Genomic DNA, 20,847 nt, shown 5'->3' with positions numbered 1-20,847 from the left:
TAAGCTTTCCGCTTAGAACGCGGTTGCTTTTAATCGTAAGCCGGCGCGTTCATCCAGACCAAAAAGCAAGTTCATGTTTTGAACTGCCTGGCCCGACGCGCCTTTAAGTAAATTGTCCATAATGCTTATTATCAATAATTTATTCCCGTGTTTCTTTACTTGTAAAAAACACTTATTGGTATTCACAATCTGTTTCAGATCGATATTACGATTGGTTACATGCGTGAACGGGTGCTCTTCGTAATACGCTGTATACAATGCCAATGCTTCCTCTTCAGTTAAATCGCTATCGGTATAAATAGAAGCGATGATGCCACGGGTATAATCGCCACGATAAGGGATAAAGTTAATTGCGCCCACGCCGTCACCCTGTAATTGCTTTAGCGATTCGCCGATCTCGTTCAGGTGCTGATGATCAAAGGCCTTGTACACAGACAGGTTATCATTACGCCATGTAAAGTGCGATGTTTGGGATAAACTTTGGCCAGCGCCGGTAGAACCTGTGGTAGCAGTAATATTTACTTCGGCAGTCAGTAAGCCTTTTGAAGCTAATGGCAGCATACCCAATTGTAAACAAGTTGCAAAACAACCCGGATTGGCTATGTTTTGCGCTTGTTTGATGGCATCACGGTTTAGCTCGGGCAAACCGTAGACAAACTTTTTGCTACCGAATTCGGCATTTTGATTCAACCTGAAATCCTGGCTAAGATCGATGATCCTGATAGTATCGGGTATCGGGTTGGCAGCTAAAAATTTCTTCGCGTCGCCATGGCCAACACATAAAAACAGCACATCGATCTCGTTTGATAGCTCGGCCGCGAATTTCAGATCGGTATCACCAAACAGATCGGTGTGTACCTCGTAAATATAATTACCCGCGTTGCTGTTGCTATGTACAAAAGCAATTTCAACATTAGGGTGATTGATCAGGATCCGCAGCATTTCGCCGCCGGTATACCCGGCACCGCCTACAATACCTGCTTTTATTACCCCCCAACCCCCTGAAGGGGGAGTTGGGTTTATATCAATATTTTTATTTATCTCGCTCATGACGTATTTGTAATTCCCCCTTCAGGGGGTTAGGGGGTTATTCTGTCATTCTTTGTAGTTGGATAGGAGTACAAAATGAACTCAAGGTCGTTTTCGCCTTTGTTACTTATGTAGTGCTTTTGCAGCGGCTGTATCTCTATACCTTGCTGCTCACGTAACAAATGCTCTACGCCGTCAATTATAAATGTGGCACGCCCTTTCAGTATAAAAAACACCTGTTTGGCCTTTTCATGATAGTGCAATTGTTCGGCTGTATCAGGCGGCATCAGTTCCTGCTTAACAGACAGGGCATCCGTTTCTATGAATGTCCATCCGTGGCAGTCATCGCCCCAGGTATAATGCGTTATACAATCACTTTTTGAAAAGACGATTTCGCTCATTATTGAGGGCTGTTTACTTTATGATAGATCATTACCTGATTGCCAAATATTTTTGAAAATCCTTTAACATCTTCACCGCTCCAGGCATTATTCATTTCACCATAGCTGCCAAATTTGTTCGACATCAGGTCGTGATCCGATTCGATACCTACCACCTGGAACCTGTATGGGTGTAACTGAACAAATACTTTACCGCTTACATTGGCTTGGGTATCACTCAAAAATGCCTCCATGTTGCGCATAATAGGATCGTGGAATTGCCCTTCGTGCAACCAGTTGCCGTAGAAAGATGATAGTTGGTCTTTCCAGGTTAATTGCCATTTGGTAAGCACGTGTTTCTCTAATGTGTGGTGCGCTTTAATAATCACCATTGGCGCGGCGGCTTCAAAGCCTACACGGCCTTTTATACCTATAATAGTATCACCCACGTGAATGTCACGACCAATGCCATAAGGCTGCGCGATAGCCTGCAAAGCCTGAATGGCTTTAGTTGGGTGGTCATATTTTTCGTTGTCGATAGCCACCAGTTCGCCTTTTTCAAAAGTAAGTTCGATATCCCTTACAGCCGATTCGGTTACTTGTGTAGGCCATGCTTCTTCAGGTAGGCCCAGGTTTGAAGTAAGCGTTTCTTTACCGCCTACCGATGTACCCCAAATACCTTTGTTAATAGAATACTTCGCTTTTTCAAAGTTCATTTCAACACCATGTTTCTTCAGGTACTCAATTTCCTCTTCGCGGCTCAGTTTAAGATCGCGGATAGGGGTAAGTATCTGTACGTTAGGTGCCAATATGTTAAATATCATATCGAAACGCACCTGGTCGTTACCGGCGCCTGTGCTGCCGTGGGCAACGTACTCGGCACCAATTTGGTGAGCATAGTTGGCAATAGCTGTAGCCTGGCTAACACGTTCGGCACTTACCGAAAGCGGGTAAGTATTGTTCTTTAACACGTTACCATATATAAGGTAGCGCACGCAGGTATCATAAAAGTTCTTGGTTTCGTCAACCACGTGGTGTGAGGTTACGCCCATTTTAAAAGCGCGTTCTTCAACACCTTTAAGTTCTTCTTCGCTGAAACCGCCGGTGTTTACAATTACCGAGTGCACCTCTAAACCAAGGTCGCGTGTTAAATAGATACAGCAAAATGATGTATCGAGGCCGCCGCTGTAAGCCAGTACTACTTTTTTCTTCATATTATGTTTAATCAATCAGCTTAATGTTAAGCTTTTGCAAATAGTGTCAATAATTTACCCGGGCCTCTCAACGCGTTTTCAATACGCTCAAGTAAGGTAGCCTTGTGGGTTATCTTTTTCATTTTGTTCTCATATTCCTTACGCTTCTCTTCCGGGTCGAACAGCATGGCGGTGCACATGCAGTTCTTACGGCCCTTGCTCATAAGTATATCGTAGTTAACGCAGCTTTTACAGCCTTTCCAAAAATCTTCGTCCTGCGTAAGTTCAGAGTAGGTAACGGGTTCATAACCCAGTTCAGAGTTGATCTTCATTACCGCCAAACCTGTAGTTAAGCCAAATATCTTAGCATCGGGATAAGTTTTACGCGATAGCTCGAACACTTTATGCTTGATTGCTTTCGCCAAACCTACTTTACGAAACTCCGGGTTTACAATAAGGCCCGAATTGGCCACGAACTGGCCGTGGCTCCAGGTTTCAATATAGCAGAAACCGGCCCAGGTGCCATTTTTATGTAAAGCGATAACCGCTTTGCCTTCCAGCATTTTATTGGCGACATACTCCGGCGAGCGTTGTGCAATACCGGTGCCACGGGCTTTGGCTGATTCGGCCATTTCATCGCAAATTTGCGGAGCGTAATCAACGTGCTGGCCTGAAGCAACTATTATGTCAAAATCTTGTATAGTCATTAAAATAGAAAGATTACCGTAAATTAATTGGCTTTTAATGGCCTTAATTAAATGGTGGTGTGTTTGGTAGAGCTTGGGTATAGTAAGCTCAGGGTTGGGTTTTGTAGAATATGCAGATTAAACCCGGGGGATGTACAATCGTCGTCGTGACGGAGAGCATATAAAAATAACTGAAACCAAAGCAGCGGTAACAGGAGCAAAAACTGCTCTTGAAACGGGCTTATATAAGCTTTGCTGGTTCATTTTTTTGATATTATTTTTACGTTTTTAAATTTTGTGCAAAGTATCGCATTAATTTTTATTTATGCAAGAAAAAAGTGCACAAATAACATTATAATAACGTTTTATTACATCAGCTTGAAAGTGCTCAATAACAGGCCCGGTCCGGAAGAAATTGCAACCATAAAACAGGTATTTAACGCGGTACCTGTTTTGGGCAATGATTTTTTTGAAGAAATGCTGCCAAAGTGGTCGGCAATAGATGTTAAGCGCAAGCAAGTATTATCCGCCGAAGGCGATACCGAACGCTATTTGTACATAGTAACCAAAGGCATTCAGCGTTGCTTTTGTACGCATGGCGGTAAAGAGGCGACTACCATTTTCAGTTACCCGGTTTCTTTCACGGGTGTGGTAGATAGTTTCCTGCTGCAAAGGCCATCAACTTTGACTTTTGAAAGCCTCACCCAAAGCCGCTTGTTGCGGATACATTATAAAGATTTCATTTCGCTTACTGAAAAGCACCCCGAGTTTGAAAAGTGGCTGCGTATTATGCTTAGTAATGTGTTAGCTGCTGTGTTGGAGCGCCAAAAGGAACTAAGCATCTTCAGCGCTTCCGAAAAATTGGAAGTGCTGTTTAAGCGTAGCCCGCATGTTTTTAATTTGATCCCCGATAAATATATCGCCTCGTATATTGGGGTTGATAAGGCAACATTGAGTAAGATGCTCAACAATAAAAAGCTGTAAAATGATGGTATACATCAACTTTTATTAATTGCCAAACCCGGTTATTTGCATAAAAATAAGAGATGAAATTAAACAAGGCGCAATTATTAAAAGAGCTTAGTATCACGGTTACGCAAAACCTGCAAACTTTTGAGGTACTTATCCGCGATCATTACACCTCGCTCAATATAAAACCAAACGAACACAGTTGGAGTGTTTTACAAATTGTTGAGCACCTGAATACTTATAATAATTATTATCTGCCTGCCATAGAAAAAGCCCTGAGCCAATCAACCATATCACCATTTAACAAAAGCGAAGTATTTAAGCCCGGCTTGCTGGGCAATTACTTTGTGAAAATGATGCTGCCCGATACTGAGGGTAGCATTACTAAAAAATATAAAGCGGCCAAATGGCATGCGCCATTGAATACCAATGCCGATGAAGTGATCGGTAATTATATTAAAGGGCAGCAGCAATTGCTGCAATTGTTAGATCGGGCGGCAAATTATGACCTTAACGCGATCAGGATACCTACCAGCCTCAATAAACTGATCAGGATAAAAACAGAGGATGCCTTTCGTTTTTTAATTGCTCACCAGCAACGACATTTTGTGCAGGTGCAAAATACTTTATCTATCGTATTGCATCACCAGGAGGCATAACGGCCTTTATTAAGCCTGCTGTTTACTTAATATATCTTTAATGATCATTTCCGCATGGATGCGCGAATTTTCAATAAACCAAAGATGCGTATCCAAGCCGCCGCAAACCACACCTGCGAGATACATGCCCGGCAGGTTGGTTTCCATTGTATCCGGATTGTATTCGGGGATGAATTTATCTGCTGATAAGTTAATACCCAGCTTATTCAGAAAGTTAAAATTAGGTTTGTAACCCGTCATAGCCATTACAAAATCATTCGGAATGGTAATAAGTCCTTCGGGGGTACGGATATCTGCCTCAAATTCGCGTACTTCGGCCAATTCAGCGTTGAAGTAGGCCTTGATGCTGCCTTCCTCAATACGGTTAATAATATCGGGCCTTACCCAATATTTTACACGGCTGCTTACCTCACTTCCGCGGATTACCAAAGTTACTTCAGCGCCTTTACGATAAGTTTCTAAAGCCACATCAATAGCCGAGTTGCTTGATCCCACAACGATCACCTTTTGCATGGCATAATAGTGCGGATCTTTATAATAATGCTTCACCTTCGGCAAATCTTCACCCGGAATATCGAGGTTAACCGCGACATCATAAAAACCGGTAGATAGTATCACCCGTTTGGCTTGATAGCTTGCTTTGCAGGTGTTGATGTTGTAATGGTCGCCATCCCGTTTTACTTCGGTTACCTCCTCAAATAAATTGATGGGTAGGTTATTGGATAGCGTCACCCTTCGATAATACTCTAATGCTTCGGCACGGTTGGGTTTATTGTTGATGGTGACAAAAGGGATGCCGCCAATTTCCAAACGTTCGGATGTGGAGAAGAACGTCATGGTATAAGGGTAATTGTATATCGAATTTACAAGGCAACCTTTTTCAACTATCAGAAAACTTAAACTGGCTTTTTGAGCGGCAAGCCCGCAAGCTAAACCTATGGGGCCACCACCTATAATGAGTATATCGAGCATATATTAAATAAAAATGTCATCCTGAATAGCAGGTAATGTTACCCGTTTATTCAGAATGACAAATTAATTATTTTAGAACTAATAAGGCGTTATAAGTTTTATAACGTTATTGCAATATTATTTACCTGCCGCTTTAGCATGATCTGCCAAAAACTGGGCTAAGCCATTATCAGTTAAAGGGTGTTTCAATAAAGCAGTGATAGCGCTTAACGGACCGGTAATTACATCAGAACCTAATTTAGCGCAATTGATAATGTGCATAGCATGACGAACCGAAGCAGCCAGGATTTGAGTTTCGTAACCGTAGTTATCATAGATCAAACGGATATCTTCAATCAATTGCAAACCATCGGTTGAAATATCATCTAAACGGCCAATGAACGGAGATACATAAGTAGCGCCTGCTTTAGCAGCCAATAAAGCCTGACCGGCAGAGAACACCAAGGTACAGTTGGTTTTGATACCTTTTGAAGTAAAGTATTTAATAGCGCGAACGCCATCTTTAATCATAGGTACTTTTACTACGATACGCTCGTGCAGTTTAGCCAAAGCTTCACCTTCAACAATGATCTCGTCATAAGTAGTAGCAATTACTTCGGCGCTTACATCACCATCGGTAATTTCGCAAATGGCTTTGTAATGGGCAATCACATTATCCTGACCGGTGATGCCTTCTTTGGCCATCAGGGTAGGGTTGGTGGTAACGCCATCTAAAACGCCTAATTCGTGTGCTTCTTTAATTTGTGCAAGATTTGCTGTATCAATAAAAAATTTCATTTTATGCTGGTTTGTTGAGTTAACATTTGTAGAGCATTTACCATATTAATGATTTGGTAAGCGATAGTAACGAGGTCTGGTTACTAAAAAAATAAAAATGGGTAAGCTACTTCTATCGCACCGCTACAACTCTCTACCCTTGCTGCGTTCCCACCCTGGGGGAGTTCAAGAGGAGCTGGTCGTAAAAGACTTACCCACCGCAAATATAGGAAAGATTTTGTTTTCGGTGTACAAATAACGCAAAGCAGTGTTAAATGAGTGTTAACCTGCTTTATTACAGATATTAAATTTTTTCGGCAAGTGCTGCAAACTCGTTTTTAAAGCTGATTGTCTTATACCTGCTCCACTTTGGTTCGTGCGTAAACGTCTCTCTTTTCAGTACCAGCAGTTCTTTTATCCAAAAAGGTTCCACATATTTCGCTTTTTCAAAGTGCGGCCACAGGGTATAAAAGTCGCTCACGTGTATGTTTCTTGCTATGGTAATATGCGGCGTGAACGAAGCGTGCTTTACATTAATGCAGCTAAACAACAACCGGAACCATTTCTTTACCGAATCGGTCTGCCTTATATCGGCATAAATGCTCATGGCCTTGTCGCCGTGTTTAAAATAGTTGAAACCGTTAATATGCAATACTATTGGCGGCATGGTGTTCAGGCGTTTTTCCATGCGCTCAAAAGCCGGTTCTACAATAAATGCTTTCTGCCTTTCAGTTTTTACAATGCTGATATGGGCAGGGGAGTTCATGCTCTCAAAAGCGCCTATCTTATTTATCGACGCTTTTTTATACCTGCTTATTTGTTGTTTTACCTCTTCGGGCGGCGAAAGTAAAAGGTAGTAGTCGGCATATCCCATCATAATTATTGCGGTTTTGAGAAAACAAAATTGCTAATTATTTTAGTATTTTAAAGTTTTATTTTGATATTTGTGACATGGATACCAAACGCCATATTGTACATATCGACCTTGATTCTTTCTTCGTTTCTGTCGAACGAAAGTTCAATCCCTCGTTGATAGGTAAGCCTGTTATTATAGGCGGATCTGCCGACAGGGGAGTGGTGGCCTCGTGCAGTTATGAAACGCGCAAGTTTGGTGTACATTCGGCCATGCCTACCCGTCAGGCGCTCAAATTATGCCCCGATGCTATTTTGATCTCCGGCAGTCATGGCCGATATTCAGAGGCATCGCATGAGGTTACACAGATCATTCACGACGCCGTTCCGCTGTATCAAAAAACTTCGGTTGATGAGTTTTACCTTGATCTTTCGGGCATGGACCGCTTTCACGATAGCTATAAGATAGCATCTGATCTCAGGCAAAAGATTATTAAAGACACCGGGCTGCCCATATCCTTCGGGATGGCCTCAAGTAAGGTGGTTGCTAAAATGGCTACCAATCAGGCCAAACCTAACGGGCAATTGCAAATTCCTCACGGAAAGGAAATGGCTTTTTTAGCGCCCTTGCCAATTCGCAAAATACCTATGCTGGGCGAAAAAACTTGTCAAAAATTATATGAATACGGTATCGAAAAAATTGGCGACTTGCAACGTGTAGACCTGCGCTTTTTGCAAACTGTTTTCGGCAAAGCCGGATTATTCATTTGGGAGAAGGCCCGTGGGATAGATCATAGCGAACTGGTGCCGCATTCCGATCGTAAATCCATCTCTACAGAGCACACCTTCGGTACCGATGTAAAAGACCGCCGTACGCTCGAAACTATTTTGGTGAGCATGACGGAGGAATTATCCTCAAAACTGCGCCGCGAAAATAAGCTGGCATCGTGCCTGGCTATTAAAATACGGTATGCCAATTTTGAAACCCATACCCAGCAGGAGAAAATTGCCCTTACCGCTGCCGAACATATATTAATACCCGGTATTAAAAACCTGCTCAGCAAATCCTGGGATCAGCACCGGCCCATCAGGCTGATAGGCGTGCGGTTGAGCAATCTTACTACAGGCAGTTACCAGATCAATCTGTTTGAAGATAACGAAGAACGGATTCGTTTATACCAGGCTATGGATAATATCAATTTTAAATTTGGCGATAAAACCGTATGCCGTGCAGCAGGTATGGAAATAGGTACAAGAAATTTCAACCCTTTTCTAAAAGGGTGATGAAGGGATTTTAGTTGGGATATTGTGTCAGCGCGCGTTTCATCAGCAGATCTGTTTGTTCTTCATCGCCAAGCATAAAACGATGGGTGCTGAAACCTTCAAAGCCATGGCGCTGATAAAAACGGATGGCCTTAATGTTCATTTCCCAAACGCCGAGCCATACATATTTGAACCGCTTTTCTGTAGCGGTTTCAATAGCGAAATCAATGAGCTGTGAGCCTATGTTTTTGCCGTGATGATCTTGCAATACATAAATGCGTTCTATTTCGAGCGCGGTATCCTCCTTAAATTCAGTTTGGGCATCACCGGTGTTCAACTTAAGGTAACCCACAATATGATCGGTAAGATAAGCGAAATAAAACGCGGAGTCGGGGTTGTTAAGTTCTTCTTTGATCTTGGTCAACGTAAACGCTTTGGCAGCGTATATCTCCATATTTATCGCATCGTTTTGATGGGCGAACGCGTCAAAAAAAGTTTTCCGGCTCAGGTTGAGCAGTGTTTCGGCATCAGCCGGGCTTGCTTTTACTAATGTAATTACGGGGTACATCAATATTATTCAAACTGACCTTGCAACCTCACCAGCCTGTCTATCATTAAATTCAGCTTCTCCTGCTCGTTCTTTAAAATGCGGCCTCTTAAATAAAAGGTACAGAACAGCAACCACGCGGCTGTAATACCATAAGCCGAGTATTTAAACGTAGGGCTTGAACTTTGCAGTACTTCAAAAAAGTACAGTGAAAGGCCGATGCTCAGCAACAACACATATAAGTAGTATAACCAGCCGTACATATCGGCACGGCGGTGCTGGTATTCTTTTAGGCTCTGTAAATATTCTGTAGGGTTGGTAGTTACATCCTGTTTAGTGATCAGCCTGTAATCGCGCACCATAACTAAAACATATAGCAACATGGTACTTAGCATAATGCCTATACCTAAATAGGTAACCCATGATTCAAATGCCAGGAAAAGCATAGTCAAAAATACCGATATAAAACCAACCATCATACTGGTTATACCGCGCAATAATTTCTTATTAAGGCTTCCCATTCCTTTCTTCACCTGCTTCAGCGCCTCGTCTACCGAAAGCTGATCCCGCTTTGGCTGTCCTTGCCAAACCGACACTAATTGATCAAAGTCTTTCATACTGGTTATATAACTCTGTTAACCTTTGTTTAATACGATGAATCTTTACCCTTAAATTACCTTCAGATATACCTGATATATCAGCAATTTCGGGATACGGTACCTCATCAAGTACCATAGTTATGATAATTCTTTCCGATTCTTCCAGTTTTGAAATACACTTGTACAGCAGGGCTACCTGCTCGTTCTTTTCCGAGAATTCTTCTCTTTTGGTTTCCGCTATCTGCGGTGTAAGTTCATCTTTGGCTTGTCGCTTTTCCGACCGTAAGTAAGTTAAGCAGGTATTTACCGCTATACGATATATCCAGGTTGATATCATGGCCTGATTCCTGAACTTATCGAGATTTTGCCACACCTTCAAAAAAGTTTCCTGCAACAAATCGTTCGCCGCGTCGTCATCACCCGTGTAGCCATAGCACAGGTGAAATATCTTTTTTGAATTAGCTTCAAATATTTTCTTAAAAGCTGCTTCTTTTTCGGTCACTTGCAGTTAATTGTTTTGAGGTTAGATGCCAAATTTATAAATATGTTACAACAAGTAATCATTCTTATTTATCCACGATAGTTTTTTGTCTGCTTCTGTCAGTAAAAGCTCGTAATCCTGGCTATAATCATACTGCAAATCTTCGTGAAGTTTGTTGATACCGGTTCTTATTTTATCCAGCTGCCGCGATAAAATAAGGCGCAGGGGTTTGTACGATGTCTTCCTGTCGGTATACTGCAAATAGCTGTTGCCAAAACTGATCAGCAGTTCTATTTCGGCCGTTTTCGACGCGGTAAATTTTACGTACTTACTGATCAGCCTTAATATTTTACGCAGTCCCTTAGCCGCGAAATAGCTTTGCACGGGTAACTGGCTAAACATAAAGCCAACTTCGGCCTTTACCTTTTCAATAAAAGCGGCTTCGTCATGCGCTTCAAAAAGCAGGTAGGCCAGCAGTTCTTTATTTTCCTTTTTATAACGGGCAAGGCGCAGGCAAAGCTCGGCTACCTGCTCTTGCGGCAGGTGCTGTATCTCTTTCTTTATTTGCTGTAAACCGTAGGTTGTTACGCTCATGTATTGTTATAGCTGTGGCAAATTAATAAATTGTAAACACTTACAAAACTAAGCTTACAACACTTATGTTTGAGTACTATAAATCATTTATCAATATGTTAGTAACAACAAGCACACACTTAGAGGGTTATAAAGTAACCGAACATTTAGGCGTAATACGCGGCATAACTGTAAGATCGCGCGGGGTAGGCGGCAATTTCCTGGGCGGACTGCAAACTTTGGTAGGCGGCCGTAACAGCGTATATACCGATCTGTGCGAACAAGCCCGCCAGGAAGCGTACGACCTGATGATGCAGCACGCCCACCAGCACGGCGCGAACGCGGTAATTAATATGCGGTACGATGCCAATGAAGTAATGCAGGGGGTAACCGAAGTATTGGCTTATGGCACTGCTGTTAAGGTAGAAAAGGTTTAAGTTTGACCACAACGAAATAATCAGTTTGCATTTTGTAGTTTTGTACCTTTCCAAATAACGTACATGCGCAAAAGCAAACTGACCCTTTACATATTTATCGCACTCGTTTTAGGTGTAATTGTAGGCTATGCTTACAATAGCCTTGTTATTAATGATATTAATAAGGAGCTGTCAAAAGCCGAAGCCGGTATCAAAACCATCGATGTTAAAATAGCCGCTGCAACTGATACTACCACAGCGGTTTATAAAGATCTGAAGCTGCAACGCGCTGAACTATCCTCAATCCGTAAAAAGAATGATACCCTTCGGGATGATAAACTGGTAGGCTTTAATATACTAAGCGACATCTTTTTGCGTCTGATAAAAATGATAGTTGCGCCGCTGGTATTCACAACGCTTGTGGTTGGTGTAGCCAAAGTGGGCGACATTAAGGCTGTAGGCCGTATAGGTGGTAAAACACTGCTTTGGTTTTTAAGCGCGACGCTGGTTTCGCTATTGCTGGGTATGGTACTGGTTAACTTTTTTGAACCGGGTAAGGCCATGCACCTGCCGTTGCCCGATAGCCATATAGGTACAGGCATCCAAAAAACGGCCCTTTCCCTGCGCGATTTTATTGGCCACGTATTCCCGAAAAGTTTTATTGAGGCTATGGCCAATAACGAGATCCTGCAAATTGTGGTATTCTCTCTGTTCTTTGGTGTCGCTACGGCGGCTATTGGCCCTAAAGGCGAAATAGTGATCAAAGCGATGGATGCTATAGCCCACGTTATCCTTAAAATTACCGGCTATGTAATGAAGGTAGCTCCTTTAGCGGTATTCGGTGCTATTACGGCGGTTATTGCCAAGCAGGGTTTAGGCATACTTTCCACTTATGCCATATTTATCAGCGAGTTCTATTTTTCTTTACTAATACTATGGTTGGTGATTATACTGGCCGGGTATTTTGTATTGAAGAACCGCGTATTTACACTGGTGAACAATATTAAGGATGCCATGTTAGTGGCGTTCAGTACCTCAACCAGCGAGGCAGCTTATCCACGTGTTTTAATGGAATTGGAACGCTTTGGCTGCAATAATAAAATTGTAAGTTTTGTATTGCCGCTGGGCTATTCGTTCAACCTGGATGGCTCTATGATGTACATGACCTTCGCTTCTTTATTCCTTGCGCAATCATATAATATCCATCTTTCTTTCGAGCATCAATTATCAATGCTGTTGATACTGATGCTTACCAGTAAAGGTATAGCGGGGGTTCCGCGTGCTTCGTTAGTGGTAATTGCAGGTACAATATCCATGTTCAATATCCCGGAAGCCGGTTTAGCGCTATTGATTGGTATTGACCCTTTACTGGATATGGGCCGCTCGGCTACCAATGTATTGGGTAATGCCATGGCAACCGCGGTAGTAAGTAAATGGGAGGGAGAGATCGATAATTAAATTTTCCCTGCCTCGTACCGATGATCGTTAATCAAATAGAAATAATTCAATAATTAAATAATGTCAAGTTCTCGTTCTAAAAAGATATTTCTGATTCTAAGTGTAGCTGTGCCGTTTATAGCTTACTGTTTATATTATTATACCATGATGGTGGGTAATGCGCCCTATAAATTTTCGGAGTTTAAATCGATAGTGTTTGAATACGGTACCGGTGATAGCCTGCTTAACAAGTATAATTCAGCAACCGGCGATTATCAATATGTTGACGCGCGCGATTCGCTGATCAAAAAACATCTTCGTTTAAATAAAGATGAACTGTTATACTTGCACCGCAAGGCGGCCGACCTTGGTTTCTGGAACTTTCCGGCTGTAGAAAAAAATCATAGCAGCCCGGATAAAAACGCGCCGCATTATAAGATACAGTACAATTATGATCGTAAAAGTAAAACGGTACTTTACTCGGCTGATTTTGATGGGCCCGAAACATTAAAAGACGCCAACCAGCGTTTGATCAAAGAAATTCAACGCATTTTGAACGACGCGGAGATAAAACATAAAAAATAACACGGTATTGCTTATTGTATAATTAATGCCTATATTTGCACCTCGAAAAAATTTAAAAACATAATTTATTAACAACAATGTACGCAATAGTAAGTATAGCCGGACAGCAATTTAAAGTTGCTAAAGACCAGCAGATCTTTGTACACCGCTTACAGGGAGATGAAGGCGCTAGTATTGAATTTGACCAGGTATTGTTAGCAGAAAACGAAGGCAGCTTCAAATTAGGTTCTGATTTGAAAGGCGCTAAAGTTTCAGCTAAGATCGTGTCTCATGTAAAAGGTGATAAAGTGATCGTTTTCAAAAAGAAAAGAAGAAAAGGTTACAAAAAGAAAAATGGTCACCGCCAGCAATTCACCAAAATAGAGATCACAGGTATTACCTTATAATTAATGTTTAATCCGAAGGAGTTTCACTCTTTCATAAAGATATAAGAAATGGCACATAAAAAAGGGGCCGGTAGCTCAAGAAACGGTCGTGAGTCGCATAGCAAACGTTTAGGTATCAAAATTTTTGGTGGTCAGCCAGCAATCGCAGGTAACATCATCGTTCGCCAACGTGGCACCCCGCACAATCCGGGTCTTAACGTAGGTATCGGTAAAGATCATACCTTATTCGCTTTAGTTGATGGCGAAGTTATTTTCAAAAAGAAAGCAGATAACCGTTCATACGTATCAGTTATTCCTTTCAAAACTGCAACAGTTGCTGAAGATGCAGCACCTGCTAAAGTTGAAGCTGTAGCCGCTGAAGAAGCTCCAAAGGCTAAAAAAGCTGCTCCAAAAGCAAAAAAAGAAGAAGCTACTGAAGAAGAAGCTGCTGCTGAGTAATCAGTTAGCGTAAAAAATTATAACAAAAAGGCTGTTCACTGCAAAGTGAACGGCCTTTTTTAGTTTATGGCCGCTTTGTCAATACTGTATCACTTATTTGTATCGCTTATAAATAAGTGATAATGAAGCCTTGATTTTTAAAACAATCCCGCTACCTTAGTCTGTATAAAACATAACCAAATTAATACCGCATCACCATGAGTTTACGATTAGGAGACAAAGCGCCCAACTTTACGGCGCAAACATCATTAGGCGAAATCGATTTCTACGAATTTTTAGGCGACAGCTGGGGAGTGCTGTTCTCGCACCCTGCTGATTATACGCCGGTATGTACTACCGAGCTTGGCCGCACGGCATCATTAAAAGATGAGTTTGATAAACGCGATGTAAAGGTAGTTGCCCTGAGCGTTGACGGAGTAGAATCGCACAAAGGCTGGATACAGGACATTAACGAAACCCAGAATGTGGAAGTGAACTTCCCGATCATAGCTGATGAGCACCGCGAAATAGCCGAGGCTTACGATATGATCCACCCGAATGCATCATTAACCGCAACAGTAAGGTCATTGTTCATCATAGCGCCCGATAAAACTATTAAACTGATCATTACTTACCCTGCATCAACCGGAAGGAATTTTCAGGAAATATTACGGGTGATAGATTCATTGCAGCTAACCGCCAATTACAGCGTAGCCACACCTGCCGACTGGAAAGAAGGCGAGGACGTGGTAGTAGTGCCTGCGATTAAGACAGAAGATATCCCTGCCAAATTTCCTAAAGGTTTTACCCAGGTTAAACCTTATTTGCGCTTAACACCGCAGCCAAATAAATAATTTTATTTGGATTATTATTTTTATATATTTGAAAAGATAGTTTCATTCATTCTGTTCTGATTATCAACCGTTTTATAATACAGTTTGGTATAAGCAATTGAATATTTAAACAAGAATTTTTTAATACGATAATATTTATTATGAAAACTGGAAAAGTAAAATGGTTTAACACACAAAAAGGCTACGGTTTTATCATAACCGACGACGGAAAAGACCTTTTTGTGCACTTTAAAGATGTAGAAGGCGGTGTAAACGCTATTAAAGATAATGATAGTGTTGAGTATGACGTTGAAGATGGCAGAAAAGGATTGCAAGCTGTAAAAGTTAAGAAGATATAAAAATACTACGTCTGATAAAGAATTGGAAGTCCCTGTAATAACTACAGGGACTTTTTTTGTGAAAAAATATTTATGTTTAGCGCCACAAATAGAATTACCAATTATTATGACCGTTATTTCCGCTTCAAAGGCGTCGCAGCGTAATGTTATTTTTTTAGTGCTGGTGGCCGCCTTAGGTTACTTTGTTGATATATATGACCTGCTGATCTTCTCCATTGTTCGTGTAGCCAGCTTAAAGGATATCGGCGTTACCGATCCTGATCAAATTAAGCTGCAAGGGCAATTCATCATCAATATTCAAATGTTTGGCTTGCTGCTGGGCGGTATAGTGTGGGGCATTATCGGCGACAAATTTGGCCGTATCAAGGTGTTGTTCGGCTCTATTTTGCTATACTCTATAGCCAATATAGTTAATAGTTATGTGCATGATGTAAATACCTATGCCCTTGTAAGGTTTATAGCAGGTATTGGCCTGGCCGGCGAGTTGGGTGCCGGTATTACTCTGGTAAGCGAAACTATGAGTAAGGAAAAGCGCGGCTACGGCACTATGATTGTTGCTGCTGTAGGCTTGTTTGGCGCTGTAGCGGCCAAGCAGGTTAGCGAACTGGGCTGGCGACCGGCATATCTTGTAGGTGGTGTGTTGGGCTTTCTTTTACTGTTGCTGCGTGTAGGCACATTTGAGTCGGGCATGTTCAAAAGCATGGAAGAAAAGAGCGTGTCAAAAGGCAACTTCTTTATGCTGTTCACCAATCGTAAAAGACTACTTAAATATATTTATTGCATACTGATAGGCGCCCCGTTATGGTATATAGTAGGCGTGTTGGTTACCTTGTCGCCGGAATTTGGTAAAGAGCTTGGCGCAACCGAAGCGCTTAGTGCCGGTGCAGGCATAATGTATACTTATGTGGGTATTGCCATTGGCGATATTTTCGCGGGTGTGCTTTCGCAGTTAACACGCTCGCGCAGGTTGACCATGCTGTTGTTTCAGCTGTTATCGGTGGTGAGCGTAGTGGTTTATTTAACAGCCAAAGGTATCGCCCCATCCCAATTTGTGTGGATCTGTTTCTTTATGGGTATTTCGGTAGGGTACTGGGCTACTTTTGTAACCATAGCTTCCGAGCAGTTTGGTACCAATATCAGGTCTACCGTAACCACCACTGTCCCCAACTTTGTACGTGGCTTATTGATCCCCATTAATTTATTGTTTAACGTGTTTGTAGCGCACTATGGTATGGTTAAAAGCGGCTATATCATGATGGGGATATTAACTATCTTGTCGCTGTTCTCGCTAAGCCAGTTAAAAGAAAGTTTTGGTAAAGACCTCAACTATGTGGAAGAGGATGTGATTACACCTGCTTCATAAAGCGGGGTTTTTTGTGCATTTTTGCAGCAATGATTAGCAAAGAACAAATAGCGGCAGACTACCGGGATATCCAGAACGAAATATGCCAGGCGCTTGAAGCGTTAGATGGCAAAGCGACTTTTGAGCAGGAATTATGGGAACGTGATGGGGGCGGGGGCGGCATTACCCGCGTTATCCAAAACGGCAACATCCTTGAAAAAGGTGGCGTGAATTTTTCAGCCGTGCATGGGCAGCTACCCGATAGCGTTAAGAGAGCTTTGAAGGTAGAAGATGATAACTTCTTCGCTACGGGCGTATCTATCGTTATTCACCCTAATCATCCATGGGTGCCTATCATCCACATGAACATAAGGTACTTTGAAATGCCCGCTACTGACGGTCACCCGCCGGTAAGATGGTTTGGCGGTGGGATAGACCTTACTCCGCATTATGTTATCGATGCGGATGCCAGCTATTTTCATACCCATCTTAAATCAGTATGCGATACTTACAACAGCGACTTTTATCATCGGTTTAAATTATGGGCCGATGATTACTTTTATATAAAACACCGCAACGAAACCCGCGGCATAGGCGGCATATTTTACGACAGGCTTGCAGCTACTGATGATATTAGCTGGGAAGAAATATTTGAATTTTCTAAAGCGCTTGGCCGTTCGTTCGCGCCAATTTATACCGAACTGGTTAACCGTAACCGCAACACACCTTTTGGCGATAATGAGCAGCTATGGCAGTACCAGCGCCGAAGCAGGTATACCGAGTTTAACCTTGTTTATGATGCCGGTACCAAGTTCGGCCTGGAAACCAATGGCCGCATCGAGTCGATACTGATGAGCTTGCCGCCTACGGCTAAATGGGTGTACAACTATCAGCCACAGCTTGGTAGCGAAGAAGAGCGCACCTTATCTTTATTAAAAAAAGGAATTAACTGGGTTGCATAATGAAAAAGATCTTAGCCGCTTTTTTGGTAGTCGCATTATTATCATCGTTCAACAGCCCTAACTTAAAAGGCTTGTGGCAGTATTGCGGTGAAACCTTCAACGGCAAAAGAAATGCCGCGTCGGCAGATTATACCTTGCAGCGTAAATACGATAAAAAACATTTCGAAGCGATTGTGCTGGAGAAAGGCGAAAAGCCATACACTTATGAATCTGGCGATTACAGCCTTAATGCCGATACCTGCCTGGAAACGCAAACTTTTTGCGCCCAAAAATCGGCTACGCTTGGCAAAACCATTACTTATACTTATACCATTATAAACGATACGCTTACTTTTAAGGGCATTTTACCCAATGGCAATACGGTAGAATCATACTGGAAAAAGGTAAAATAAACAGTGCAATGTACTACGTATTAGTATGTTGTATTTTGGTATGCTGTAAAGCTTTTAACACACCATATTATTACTAACATTTATACTATAAATCATATAAATTCTTAACTTCGCAGGTCGCTTAAAATTCATTTTTTAAACCGGCGACAAACGAGAAGATTCTACATAAAAACAAAAAATGGCTGACGAAACAGAAAACGACAACCCACACAAAGAAGACCGGATAATTTCGATAAATATTGATGAGGAAATGCGATCAGCATACATTGATTATTCAATGTCTGTTATTGTATCAAGGGCGCTGCCCGATGTTCGCGACGGTTTAAAACCGGTACACAGACGCGTACTTTACGGTATGCTCGATCTGGGTTTAAGCAACAACAAACCATATAAAAAATCGGCCCGTATTGTGGGCGAGGTACTGGGTAAGTATCACCCGCACGGCGATACGTCTGTTTACGATGCCATGGTACGTATGGCACAGGATTGGAGCTTAAGATACCCGTTTGTTGAAGGACAGGGTAACTATGGTTCTATTGATGGTGACCAACCGGCAGCGATGAGGTATACCGAAGCAAGGCTTGAAAAGATTGCCGAAGAAATGCTGGCCGATATCAATAAAGATACTATTGATTACCAGTTAAACTTTGACGACTCTTTAGAGGAGCCAACAGTTTTACCGGCAAAAGTGCCTAACTTATTAGTTAACGGTGCATCAGGTATTGCCGTAGGTATGGCTACCAATATGCCGCCGCACAACCTGAGCGAAGTTGTAGATGCTACTTTAGCTTATATTGACAACCGCGATGCTGAAGTGGGTGAGCTGATGCAATACATCAAAGGCCCGGATTTTCCTACCGGTGGTATCATCTACGGATACGAAGGCGCACGCCAGGCTTTTGAAACCGGCCGTGGCCGTATCGTGATAAGGTCGAGAGCTGAAATTGAAACTTATAATAACGATCGTGAACGTATCATCGTAACCGAAATACCTTACCAGGTAAACAAAGCGGTAATGATTGAGCGTACTGCCGAACTGGTTAACGAGAAAAAACTTGAAGGTATATCTGCCATCAGGGATGAATCGAACCGTGAAGGTATTCGCGTGGTTTACGAAATAAAACGTGATGCCAACGCAGCCATCGTACTTAACAACCTGTATAAGTATACATCGCTGCAAACATCGTTCAGCGTAAATAATATTGCGCTGGTACATGGCAGGCCGATGTTGCTTAACTTGAAAGATCTTATCTATCACTTTGTTGAGCACAGGCACGAGGTAGTTATCAGACGTACTAAATATGAACTGGCTGAGGCTGAAAAGCGCGCCCATATTTTAGAAGGTTTGCTTATCGCGCTTGATCATTTGGATGAGGTAATTAAACTGATCCGCGCGTCATCAACTCCTGATGAAGCACGTGAGGGTTTAATGACCCAATTTGGATTGAGCGATATTCAGGCACGTGCCATACTTGACATGACCCTTCGCCGTTTAACCGGACTGGAGCGCGATAAGATCAAAGATGAATATGCTGCTTTAATGAAGCAAATTGAATACTTGAAATCTATTTTGGCCGACGAAGGTTTGCGCATGCAAATCATCAAGGACGAAATGCTGGAGATAAAAGAGAAATACGGTGATGAGCGCAAAACCGAAATGGTACACTCATCGGCAGAAATGCAAACTGAAGATTTCATTGAAGATGAAGACGTTGTAATAACCATCTCACGTGAAGGTTATATTAAACGTACGCCATTAACGGAGTATCGCAGGCAGGGCAGAGGCGGTAAAGGATCTATCGGCAGCAATAGCCGCGATGAAGACTTTATCGAACATTTACTGGTGGCATCAAACCACAACTACATGCTGTTCTTTACCGAAGCCGGCCGTTGTTTCTGGTTAAGGGTATTTGAAATTCCGGAGGGTACACGTACTTCTAAAGGCCGTGCTATCCAGAATATCATCAACATACCTAAGGAAGAAAAGATTAAAGCTTACATTAAGCTTACCAGCCTGAAAGACCAGGAGTATCTTGAAAATAATTATATAATTATGTGTACCCGTAAAGGTACTATCAAGAAAACCTCACTTGAGGCGTACTCTCGTCCGCGTGCTAATGGTATCAATGCTATCAACATTAACGAGGGTGACTCGTTATTAGAGGCGAACCTGACCAGTGGCAGCAGCGAAATTGTAATGGCGCTTCAATCGGGCCGTGCAATACGCTTCAACGAATCAACCGTTAGGCCAATGGGACGTACCGCTACCGGCGTACGTGGTATTACTTTAGATAGCGATAACGACGAGGTTGTAGGTATGATCAGTATCGATAACCCTGACACTACGGTATTGGTAGTATCAGAAAAAGGATATGGTAAACGTACCGATATTGAAGATTACAGGGTTACTAACCGTGGTGGTAAGGGCGTAAAAACACTTAGCATTACCGAAAAAACCGGAAACCTTGTGGCCATTAAAGGTGTTACCGATCAGGAAGATTTGATGATCATCAACAAATCGGGCGTAATTATCCGTATAGCTATTAGTGAGCTAAGGGTTATGGGCCGTGCAACGCAAGGTGTACGCTTGATCACACTGAAAGGTAATGACGAAATTGCTTCGGTAACTAAAGTTGACCACGAGGCTGACGAAGAAGAAACAGAAGGCGTTGAAGGCGTGGAAAATCCGGAAAGCACACCTGGTGCCGAGCCGGAAGCTGATGCAGCCGCGACACCTGAAAGCGATAACGAATAAGTAA

The 20,847-nt window shown here is 42.3% G+C and carries 25 protein-coding genes and 1 other RNA gene; 14 read left to right on the top strand and 12 right to left on the bottom strand.

Going from position 1 to position 20,847, the window contains the following annotated elements; all coding sequences use genetic code 11:
- Positions 1 to 12: 12 nt before the first annotated feature.
- The 4 genes from argC to ABD894_RS01405 are packed head-to-tail and all read right to left on the bottom strand — an operon-like array spanning position 13 to position 3,309.
- Complete coding sequence (gene argC, locus ABD894_RS01420; RefSeq protein WP_345209190.1) at positions 13 to 1,050, bottom strand: N-acetyl-gamma-glutamyl-phosphate reductase; 1,038 nt, start codon at positions 1,048 to 1,050, stop codon at positions 13 to 15.
- 29 nt (positions 1,051 to 1,079) lie between these two features.
- Entirely contained in the window at positions 1,080 to 1,430 is a 351-nt protein-coding gene (locus tag ABD894_RS01415) for a cupin domain-containing protein (RefSeq protein WP_345209189.1), read from the bottom strand.
- On the bottom strand, positions 1,430 to 2,623 hold the full coding sequence (gene argG, locus ABD894_RS01410) for an argininosuccinate synthase (RefSeq protein WP_345209188.1): 1,194 nt from the start codon (positions 2,621 to 2,623) through the stop codon (positions 1,430 to 1,432). Before argG ends, ABD894_RS01415 begins: the two co-directional genes overlap by 1 nt.
- A 26-nt stretch (positions 2,624 to 2,649) precedes the next feature.
- Positions 2,650 to 3,309: a GNAT family N-acetyltransferase gene (locus tag ABD894_RS01405; protein ID WP_345209187.1), complete on the bottom strand. Its 660-nt coding sequence runs from the start codon at positions 3,307 to 3,309 to the stop codon at positions 2,650 to 2,652.
- 363 nt (positions 3,310 to 3,672) lie between these two features.
- Between ABD894_RS01405 and ABD894_RS01400 the strand changes: the two genes are divergently transcribed.
- A complete protein-coding gene (locus tag ABD894_RS01400; RefSeq protein ID WP_345209588.1) occupies positions 3,673 to 4,272 on the top strand; it encodes a Crp/Fnr family transcriptional regulator in 600 nt (199 codons plus the stop codon).
- A gap of 62 nt (positions 4,273 to 4,334) precedes the next feature.
- Positions 4,335 to 4,916, top strand: coding sequence for a DinB family protein (locus tag ABD894_RS01395; RefSeq protein WP_345209186.1), 582 nt, complete (start codon positions 4,335 to 4,337; stop codon positions 4,914 to 4,916).
- Positions 4,917 to 4,925: 9 nt separating this feature from the next.
- Here ABD894_RS01395 and ABD894_RS01390 read toward each other — a convergent pair whose 3' ends face one another.
- The 4 genes from ABD894_RS01390 to ABD894_RS01375 all read right to left on the bottom strand — a co-directional run bounded on the left by ABD894_RS01390 (position 4,926) and on the right by ABD894_RS01375 (position 7,521).
- Entirely contained in the window at positions 4,926 to 5,888 is a 963-nt protein-coding gene (locus tag ABD894_RS01390) for a YpdA family putative bacillithiol disulfide reductase (RefSeq protein ID WP_345209185.1), read from the bottom strand.
- Between the two features lie 117 nt (positions 5,889 to 6,005).
- Positions 6,006 to 6,665, bottom strand: a complete 660-nt coding sequence (gene fsa / locus ABD894_RS01385) for a fructose-6-phosphate aldolase (protein ID WP_345209184.1) — start codon at positions 6,663 to 6,665, stop codon at positions 6,006 to 6,008.
- Between the two features lie 97 nt (positions 6,666 to 6,762).
- Positions 6,763 to 6,861, bottom strand: an RNA gene (ffs, locus tag ABD894_RS01380) — signal recognition particle sRNA small type.
- Positions 6,862 to 6,948: 87 nt separating this feature from the next.
- Complete coding sequence (locus tag ABD894_RS01375) at positions 6,949 to 7,521, bottom strand: 2'-5' RNA ligase family protein (RefSeq protein ID WP_345209183.1); 573 nt, start codon at positions 7,519 to 7,521, stop codon at positions 6,949 to 6,951.
- Positions 7,522 to 7,595: 74 nt separating this feature from the next.
- Here ABD894_RS01375 and dinB point away from each other — a divergent pair, with 74 nt between their 5' ends.
- Entirely contained in the window at positions 7,596 to 8,780 is a 1,185-nt protein-coding gene (gene dinB / locus ABD894_RS01370; protein WP_345209182.1) for a DNA polymerase IV, read from the top strand.
- Positions 8,781 to 8,790: 10 nt separating this feature from the next.
- Here the strand turns inward: dinB and ABD894_RS01365 are convergent, their stop codons facing one another.
- Genes ABD894_RS01365 through ABD894_RS01350 form a run of 4 tightly spaced genes read right to left on the bottom strand, consistent with a single transcriptional unit; the run spans position 8,791 to position 10,980 of the window.
- A complete protein-coding gene (locus ABD894_RS01365; protein ID WP_345209181.1) occupies positions 8,791 to 9,327 on the bottom strand; it encodes a GNAT family N-acetyltransferase in 537 nt (178 codons plus the stop codon).
- A 5-nt stretch (positions 9,328 to 9,332) separates the two neighbouring features.
- Positions 9,333 to 9,923 carry a hypothetical protein gene (locus ABD894_RS01360; protein WP_345209180.1) on the bottom strand — a complete coding sequence of 197 codons (591 nt, stop codon included), beginning with the start codon at positions 9,921 to 9,923 and terminating at the stop codon, positions 9,333 to 9,335.
- Entirely contained in the window at positions 9,910 to 10,407 is a 498-nt protein-coding gene (locus tag ABD894_RS01355) for an RNA polymerase sigma factor (RefSeq protein WP_345209179.1), read from the bottom strand. Before ABD894_RS01355 ends, ABD894_RS01360 begins: the two co-directional genes overlap by 14 nt.
- A gap of 45 nt (positions 10,408 to 10,452) precedes the next feature.
- Positions 10,453 to 10,980 (bottom strand): hypothetical protein, encoded by a 528-nt coding sequence (locus ABD894_RS01350; RefSeq protein WP_345209178.1) that lies wholly within the window; start codon positions 10,978 to 10,980, stop codon positions 10,453 to 10,455.
- 95 nt (positions 10,981 to 11,075) lie between these two features.
- Between ABD894_RS01350 and ABD894_RS01345 the strand changes: the two genes are divergently transcribed.
- The 11 genes from ABD894_RS01345 to gyrA all read left to right on the top strand — a co-directional run bounded on the left by ABD894_RS01345 (position 11,076) and on the right by gyrA (position 20,843).
- Complete coding sequence (locus ABD894_RS01345) at positions 11,076 to 11,396, top strand: YbjQ family protein (protein ID WP_345209177.1); 321 nt, start codon at positions 11,076 to 11,078, stop codon at positions 11,394 to 11,396.
- 63 nt (positions 11,397 to 11,459) lie between these two features.
- The gene (locus tag ABD894_RS01340; protein ID WP_345209176.1) at positions 11,460 to 12,833 is read left to right on the top strand and encodes a dicarboxylate/amino acid:cation symporter; all 1,374 of its coding nucleotides are present in this window, start codon (positions 11,460 to 11,462) and stop codon (positions 12,831 to 12,833) included.
- A 60-nt stretch (positions 12,834 to 12,893) separates the two neighbouring features.
- The gene (locus tag ABD894_RS01335) at positions 12,894 to 13,397 is read left to right on the top strand and encodes a hypothetical protein (RefSeq protein WP_345209175.1); all 504 of its coding nucleotides are present in this window, start codon (positions 12,894 to 12,896) and stop codon (positions 13,395 to 13,397) included.
- A 77-nt stretch (positions 13,398 to 13,474) separates the two neighbouring features.
- The gene (rplU, locus tag ABD894_RS01330) at positions 13,475 to 13,783 is read left to right on the top strand and encodes a 50S ribosomal protein L21 (RefSeq protein WP_345209174.1); all 309 of its coding nucleotides are present in this window, start codon (positions 13,475 to 13,477) and stop codon (positions 13,781 to 13,783) included.
- Between the two features lie 48 nt (positions 13,784 to 13,831).
- A complete protein-coding gene (rpmA, locus tag ABD894_RS01325) occupies positions 13,832 to 14,221 on the top strand; it encodes a 50S ribosomal protein L27 (protein ID WP_345209173.1) in 390 nt (129 codons plus the stop codon).
- 197 nt (positions 14,222 to 14,418) lie between these two features.
- Positions 14,419 to 15,054 carry a peroxiredoxin gene (locus ABD894_RS01320; RefSeq protein WP_345209172.1) on the top strand — a complete coding sequence of 212 codons (636 nt, stop codon included), beginning with the start codon at positions 14,419 to 14,421 and terminating at the stop codon, positions 15,052 to 15,054.
- A gap of 140 nt (positions 15,055 to 15,194) precedes the next feature.
- On the top strand, positions 15,195 to 15,392 hold the full coding sequence (locus ABD894_RS01315; RefSeq protein WP_345209171.1) for a cold-shock protein: 198 nt from the start codon (positions 15,195 to 15,197) through the stop codon (positions 15,390 to 15,392).
- A gap of 106 nt (positions 15,393 to 15,498) precedes the next feature.
- Positions 15,499 to 16,755, top strand: a complete 1,257-nt coding sequence (locus tag ABD894_RS01310; protein ID WP_345209170.1) for an MFS transporter — start codon at positions 15,499 to 15,501, stop codon at positions 16,753 to 16,755.
- Between the two features lie 29 nt (positions 16,756 to 16,784).
- Entirely contained in the window at positions 16,785 to 17,696 is a 912-nt protein-coding gene (gene hemF / locus ABD894_RS01305) for an oxygen-dependent coproporphyrinogen oxidase (protein WP_345209169.1), read from the top strand.
- The gene (locus ABD894_RS01300; protein ID WP_345209168.1) at positions 17,696 to 18,088 is read left to right on the top strand and encodes a hypothetical protein; all 393 of its coding nucleotides are present in this window, start codon (positions 17,696 to 17,698) and stop codon (positions 18,086 to 18,088) included. Before hemF ends, ABD894_RS01300 begins: the two co-directional genes overlap by 1 nt.
- Before the next feature lie 178 nt (positions 18,089 to 18,266).
- A complete protein-coding gene (gene gyrA / locus ABD894_RS01295) occupies positions 18,267 to 20,843 on the top strand; it encodes a DNA gyrase subunit A (protein ID WP_345209167.1) in 2,577 nt (858 codons plus the stop codon).
- Positions 20,844 to 20,847 lie beyond the last annotated feature (4 nt).

This window comes from Mucilaginibacter gynuensis, from assembly GCF_039541195.1.
Classification (GTDB): domain Bacteria; phylum Bacteroidota; class Bacteroidia; order Sphingobacteriales; family Sphingobacteriaceae; genus Mucilaginibacter; species Mucilaginibacter gynuensis.
Note: the sequence above shows the minus strand (reverse complement) of the source record. Positions and strands in the feature narration are given on the sequence as shown.